Source organism: Photobacterium lucens, from assembly GCF_009873615.1.
Lineage (GTDB): Bacteria > Pseudomonadota > Gammaproteobacteria > Enterobacterales > Vibrionaceae > Photobacterium > Photobacterium lucens.
The window spans coordinates 1-8,002 of sequence record NZ_SSMG01000478.1; the positions used below are offsets into that span (position 1 = coordinate 1).

General features: G+C 42.9%; 1 protein-coding gene. It reads right to left on the minus strand.

Going from position 1 to position 8,002, the window contains the following annotated elements; translation table 11 throughout:
- Window positions 1-38: 38 nt before the first annotated feature.
- Window positions 39-7,949: a GEVED domain-containing protein gene (locus E5A76_RS19615; RefSeq protein WP_161129636.1), complete on the minus strand. Its 7,911-nt coding sequence runs from the start codon at window positions 7,947-7,949 to the stop codon at window positions 39-41.
- Window positions 7,950-8,002 lie beyond the last annotated feature (53 nt).

Below are 8,002 nucleotides of genomic sequence, written 5' to 3' on the forward strand. Positions count from 1 at the left end.
GCGCCAATAACCATGGCGCTTTTTTAATATAAGAATAACTAGTTGACCTTCACTCGATATTTAACTTGCCCTGTACTCCCAGCAGTCATAGTTCCTGTCATTTGCCATTGAATATTTCCTTGATATCCAGCTTGGTTAGTACCGTCAGTTGTCGAGACAGAACATGTTAACCCCGTTGGTACGGTTGCATCAGAACATAGCACCGCTTGATTAAGCTCGGTAAACTCAGGAGTTGAATCAAATAACTTCACATCACTAATATCAGCATTACTGAAATTATTAAAGATAATAACGTACTCTAATATATCTCCCGGTTTAGCATTATTTGACGTTCCTGGTGGCGTACCTTCTGTAATATTTTGTACGCTCTTCTCAATCGTTAACTGACCGCTACCAGTGAATGTCACTCTCACTGTATCAGTGTCAGTTAACTCACGAGTCACAGCACTATTAACAAAAGTCATATCCGCTTCAATATCATAGTTGTAATTACTATTTGCAGGCGCATTCGTTGGTGACTGCACCTTAGATATTAAGCAAATAGATGAGCCTGCAGTGGTTGCAACTGGATTCACCACTTGGTTATCGCCACTATCTAACTCGCCATTACAATTATTATCAATAAAGAGTATTGCAGACCAACCAGCGATTCCTAATGGACCCGTTGTATTATTTGCAATATTAAAGCTCACGCTACCTTCGGTATTGACAGTAAATTTATGGCTGAATAATGCTAAACCTCCCGGCTCTACTTCTGTAAAGTTATCTGGCTCCATATATGGTTCACTAACTTTACCAAAGTTGATACCTGAAATATTATCACCCGCTTGTGGTGTCACCGTTATTTGGCTATCAGTCACACTGGTGCTAGTTGCCTGTGGAATACCACTCACATCGGCTTCACTAATGTCAATCCAATTCGCTTTTGAGCCAACCCGAATAATAAGAGGCTGTCCCGCTACTGCCAATGGAACTTCAAAGAAATAGCCTCCATCACTACCCGTTAACGTTGTTGCGACAATGTCACCGGTGTTATAACCTGCAATATTTGGCCCATCATAAATAGCTTGTACTGTAAAGCCCGCCAACCCTCGTTCGGTACCATCTTGAACGCCATCATGTGCAGAGGTAGCCCCACCAACGCCATTATCTTCAAACACCACACCACTAATGGTCATGAGTCGAATAACATTAACGGTATAGTCTTCAACCTCACCGTTATCTACCGTACCTGTAGGTGCGCTACATTGATTGGCTGCACTACAGAGACGGACACGAATAAAGGTAGTACCGTCGTGACCATTGCTGATCCCTGAAGGTAAGAAGGCAGGGATCGTATTAGTACCCGCAGTAACAGGGAAGTCTTGTACCACATGTTCACCAGGGTTATTCATGAAGGTACCGTCATTATCTAAGTCCATAAAGATGTTAATATGACCACTACCGCCTGTCACAACAACATCAATATCATTAGAAGCACCCACATACATATCAGCTGGTAATGTGACACCATCTTCGTCATCACTACCCGTGACATCATCCCCTGTGGCATCTGCCGTATAGAATGGATAGAGATCAGGATCCCACGCCGTACCCATGATCAAATCAGGTGTACCTTGTAATCTCACATCACGGTTTCTATGACCGACTTCACCATAGCTTTCCGGTGCATCCCCTTTATCTCGGCTGGCAATACAACCCGATGCGTCTTGGAAGGCCAATAAGGTTCTATCACTAGCCACAATAAAGTTACCTTCTTTCGTGATTAAGTTGATGCGATACATTGCCACACGATTCGAAGTGATATCGTAAACACCATCTTGGTTAGTATCGTGATGACCAAAGTTCGTCATGGCATACAGATGATTCAAATCATCGGTTACAACAGCACCACTCCACGCATTTGGCGGCTTACCTAAGAAATTGATATTTTCGGACGTTACCGTATTACTTACCGGATCTAAAATGTAGAGCTTAGGTTGTGTTGGCTCAAGCAGCGTCGCAGTAAACCCAGCTTCAAAGTTTCTTCCTGTTAAATCAACAGAATAGATATTGCCATCAATTTCAGATATCGCCCAATCGGCACTGGTTCGTAATGCCCCCGTACTGTTATTAATTAATGCCGCAGGTGTTGGTTTCGCCTCAAACGTCATGGTTGGTAAATCAATGATTAGGTAATGTCTCCAAGATGAATGGGTGACATAGTATTTCGTCCCATCACGTGAAACCGTACCCATGTTCGGGAAACTCAATGGTGGTGGGAAGTTTAAGAAACCTCCTGTTAGACGTAACGCCCCTCCCGTGGTGACCGTCCTAGAGACACTGTTAGCAATATTACTAATGGTGTAATTACCATCAGAGCGAACTTCACCAATAGGAGCAAAGTTAGCACCCGTTCTATCAGTCGTTACAATCGCTAAATTACCCGCTTCATTTATATACGTGGAGTACATCACACCAGTGTCGCGGTTAATAGCAAGTGAGTTAAGTCCATTAATTACGACGCTGCCATTCAATGTCGTGAAGGAGAAACTCAATGGCTGTACAGGTGTCACCGCAGTAAAGCTGTAATTCGGATTGCTTGCCGCCTGAGTAACATAGAAACGATCACACACATCATTAACAGGGAAGTTCATTACCATGAATTGATAATCTTCGACTTCACCATCAGTTGCTTGCCCTGTAGGTGAATTACACGCCGTATCAGCCGAACACACTCTGACACGCAATGCCATATTTCCTAACGTTGCCGTTGTTGGCACTATAGTAGGGAAGGTTAATGTGCCTTGTGCTGCTATTGGTTGGTTAACCACAGCTTCTGTAGCAGGATCCCATACACCATCAGCATTCCAATCCATCCAAGCATAGAGCTGCAATCCATTGAGTGTTGATGTGGCCTCTTTAGTAACAGTGACAACAATATCTATGCTGTCACCTGGTGATGCCTGAGTCGGTAAAGTAACGCCATCTTCATCGTCAATACCATCGTTGTCATCGGCCATTGCTGTTGTATTTTCTAATGTGCCTGAATCACTATCCCACGCAGTACCAAGTGTAATATCAACTTGATTATTAGTATCCGTATCTGCACGTAAGTGACTCGCACCGCCATTGGCTAAGGTAGTTTGATAATCATTATTGGCTGTGCCTGTAGTCGAATCCGGCGCATCACCAAAGTCTATTTGACTGGTTAAAATACGATAATCTTCAACCTCACCATCTGCAACTTCACCAAATGAACGAGGATCTTCATCACTACCTGTTGCGGTATCAGCAAGACTTTCAGTGGTGATACGTACACGCACATAATATGGTGTGCCTTGCACAATCGCAGGTAATGCACTCCACGTTAGTGATTGTGATTGTTGTATTATCCCTGTCGGTACAGTGATCTCACCGCCATCAACAAGTTCGTCTTTATCGAAAGTATTACTATTATCCCAATCGATCCAAGCATAAAGATAACTGTCTGTTGCGACAGTATTCGTCACGACAACATTCGCACTATAGGTTGTCGCACTATCAATTAAGATAGGTAAGGTGACGCCATCTTCATCATCAACACCACCTGCAGGATCATCAACGGTATCATCATCCGTCGCATCCCCATTGGTATCAGTGCCGTTACCCCAATCACCAGTATCGAAGTCTGGCAACACGGTTCCTAAATAGGTTTGGGCTAATCCTGTTGAAGATAAGTGACTCGCAGATTTATACGGTGCAGGTGCGTCACCATAGTCTGGAGCAAGAGAACTACGCCAGTCCATCTCTATACCATCATAACTAGGATAGTATGCAAGAAGGTTAGCTGAAGAGGTAAAGGTGGTCCCCGTTGATGTATTCACAATCCCCGACTGCCAAATCGCGGTTAGTGATGGCGGTGGTAAAATAGCATCATCCATACCATCAAAGTTGGCATCCACACCAGATAAGGTTAACCCAGCCTCGGTAGTATCATCGGTTTCTGTATTATCCGAATCTAAATCACGCCAATCAGGCTCATCAGTGCCATCGTTGTTATTTGGTGTAATACCGTCCTGACCATAATTGGCAGCAATATAAGCGGTATTTAAGCCATTATTGGTGGCGTAATCGGATAATGAATCATTGTTAGGTACAACATAATTAGCAGTGGCTTGCCCCTCAACGTTATCAGGAATACCATCATTATCGCTATCTAAATCCAAATGATCGGGGATACCATCTTCATCTGTATCGACAAAAACTTCTTGTAATTCTGTTTGCAATTGAAGTCCACAAAATCCCCAATCATTACCGGAACCACTGGCGCCAAAATGTTCATTGCGTAATATTAATTGTGTTAATGGTCCTGTGGTTGGTGCTGTATATGTGAATGTTAATACCTGATCCCCGCCAGCCGTTAATGTTTCATTAGGCGTAATAGTTTGCCCATTAATGATGGCTCGAAATACTGAGCTTGGACTGTGCCAAACATTAACATGCATGCGTAATGTATAGGTTTTACCGGCTTCAAATACATTTCCAGTTGGAAAGAATTGCGATTGTAATATATACCAATTACCTCGATGGTCGGTCGTACCATTACAATTATTACCTGTGTCACTTTCAGAACATCGTGTTAAATATCCCCAACCACGTCCATAAGGGTTCTCACTGGCACCACACTTACCACCACCATAGCTACCCCATACACTATTGCGTTGATTATTTGATGACTCGCCAGGTAATCCACAAGCAGCATTACCTGCATGAACGAGTGGGTTATATTCTCCATCAGCAGTATGAAGTACTGTTGGACAATGACTAGGCGCAGTACCAGAGGCGGGTTCGAACCAATCAACAAATAAATCCGTAGGTGCAGAATCAATTTCATCAACATCTAAGATACCGTCATTATCATCATCGACATCAATATCATCCATTACACCATCGTTATCGGTATCCGTTGTCGATGGATTACTAATACTTGGGTGAGTGTAGATAAAGGTCACAGGGAAATCTTCCACCTCCCCATCCGTAGCAACACCTGTAGCTCGGGTATCAGGATCACTACCCGTAGCAGCTGTAGTTAGTGTGTCCGTTGTGATACGAGCACGAACATAACGGGTACCTGTACTCATACCTGCTAAGCCATTCCATGTGATATTTTCTGTTGTCGCCCCCGTTGCTGCGGTAATGGTGGCTGTTTGGTACTCATCAACATCAAAAGTGCCATTACCGTCATAATCAAACCAAACATGTAACGTGGCATCATTGGTCGGGTGACTGTTATTCACATCAATCGCCAATGTATAAGACGTATCTGTCGCGACATTGACATCAGGTAATGACGCTATACCGTCTTCATCATCAACGCCGCCCGTTGGATCGTTGACTGTGTCATCATCAGTTGCATTACCATTATCATCAGTACCATCGCCCCAATCACCGGAATCATAATCAATGAGTGTCCCTAATATCACAGTCTCAGTATTTTCCGTGTGAGAAGCACTACCATAGCTGGCTGGCGCATCACCATGATCAAACTGAATTTGCTGGCTAGGCTCGTCACCATCACGGAAATCAAGATCTTGGGCTAATGGTTCAAATTGCGCAGCATCTCCATCAGCATCACCAAAAGATGCGACTCTGAGTGCAAGTAATGAAGACAAGAGCTCATCAGCAGGATGCCATGCAGTCGCACCACTGCTATCCATACCATCGAAAATATCCCACAAACCATCTCCGTCTGTATCTGTGCTTGCACCTGCTCCGGGATGAATACTATCCGGCCCATTTTCAGCAATATCTAACACCCCATCGCCATCAGAATCGGTATCAAGGTAATCAGGTGTCGTATCAACACGCGCAGGAATAGAAGAAGTCGCATCGGTATTAACAGGACTTAGCCCTAAAGCACCATTATTGGTCGTTAAGTAGTTACTGTTTACCCCCACGTTATTGTGATAAGTCGTCGCATCATCGTTAGCAGGGAAAATATAATTTGCAGTGGTTTGTGCTTCAATATTATCTGGAATACCATCATCATCAGCATCAATATCCTGACAATGCGACGTCGCTGTCGCCGTATTTTGCGAGCGGAAAACAATATTATCTAACGAGAAATCATTACCTGAGCTTTCAGTTGTTGTATTGTAAATCCCCCACTCGATTGAGGTTTTACTGCCGCTATTCCAAACGAAACTAAAGGTTTTATATTCCGCTGTTGTAATAGATTCTGAACGATCAGGGACATACTGAGCCACTGATACACCATCTACATAGAAATGAATCTCAGGCTCTGCATTTCCCACTGTATTTGCAGAGTGACCTTGCAAATTATCTGTAGATATTTTGACATCAACACTAAAGACATAATTAGTGTTAGGTAAGACTGGTAAATCATTAAGAGGTTTATAAACATAACCCGGTAATTTAGGATCATCGGCTTCACAGACATCATTAGGATCAACTGCTCCTCCTTGATAATCATGTGTCCCAAAAATCAGGAACATATTACCACTGACTTCTTCCCATAATGTGGTTGTCTCGGAACAACCAGAACCCGCTAAATACGACCCAACAGGTTGCCCTTGCGAGTTAGTCGGTGTCATCCCGCCCATTAAATAAAGCGGTACTAAGGTTGGTTCAAGCGTGTATTGCCCTGTTGTTTCAAAACCTGTTGCTTCTGCCGTTGTTTCATTGATGGCAAATTGCAATGTCGGTATTTCATTAAAAGCATCGGAAAAACGTTCAAAGTTTTCACTATGGACAATGCTACAACCTTCATCGATATCTAAAATACCATCATTATCATCATCTAAGTCACGACTATCAGGCACACCATCTTTATCAAAGTCACCACTAACCAAGCCTGGTGCGGTAGATTGAGCAACGGTAATAAGGTGATCTTCCACTTCACCGTCCCCACCTACACCATAAGATCGAGGATCCACCGCAGATCCTGTGCTAGCGCCTAAATTTAACAACGTGGACGACAAACGGAGTCGGATAAAATGATCGCCAGTCGATAAATTATCATTAATATTCCAGTTGAGCTCAGCACTGGTATCACCATTGGCAACAACCAGCGCCCCATCGGTACCACCACCTGTTGTGATTAACTCATCAACATCAAAAGTACCGCTGTTATCTGAATCAAACCATGCGTAGAGATATGCGTCCGATCCTGTTGTATTTGTTACAGAAATAGTTTGGTTTAGTGTTAGTGCATATTGATCAATACTCGACACTGTAAATGCATTTTCATCATCCGTAACGGTTTGATCATCAGTATTTGCTGAAGCACTTCCCGTACCATCCGCTTCAGCATCTGTTGCTGTCGTTCCCATGAATAAACTGGTAGAAGCTAAATGATTAGGACCATCATCTGCAGACGTGGTTTTATAACTATCAGGCGCATCACCAAAATCATCAGTATTAAGAGCATTTAAAGTAATGGTAAGATTGCCGCTCATGGTGATTCTGTGCCAACCATTGGCTTCTGTTTGCGGATCATTCCAGCACTGCGTTGGATCGCTAGTAGGAGAGCTACAAAACTCAAGAACACTGAAAGGTAATGGGAAAGAATTAGGCGGATTATTCGCACTTTGACGACCTAAAACGATGCGAACATTTCTAGTTTCATCAATCGTATTTACGCCAGTGCGAGAAAAAATATTGGGATCGGTACCTGAATAACTTTGAATAATCTTATTGTCGAGAATATAACGTAAGTAATAATCAGAATTTGAAGGTATGGTAATTTTACCACCACTGATACTTGGACCACTTTTCGCCCGCATCCAGTGATTAATTCGATTATCTCCAGTCCAAGGATCATCCCAATATTCATAACGGATATTATTATTAAGAATGGTGACTTCTTGCCCTACCGTTAGTTCGGTTAATGTATTGGTATTTAAACTTAGATTACTTGGACTGACACGTAAGAATTGTGTAGCAAAAACAGGAGAGGAGAAGAACAATGCTAAGGAAATAAAAACATAGACTAAATAATTACATTTAAACGAGGCTTTAT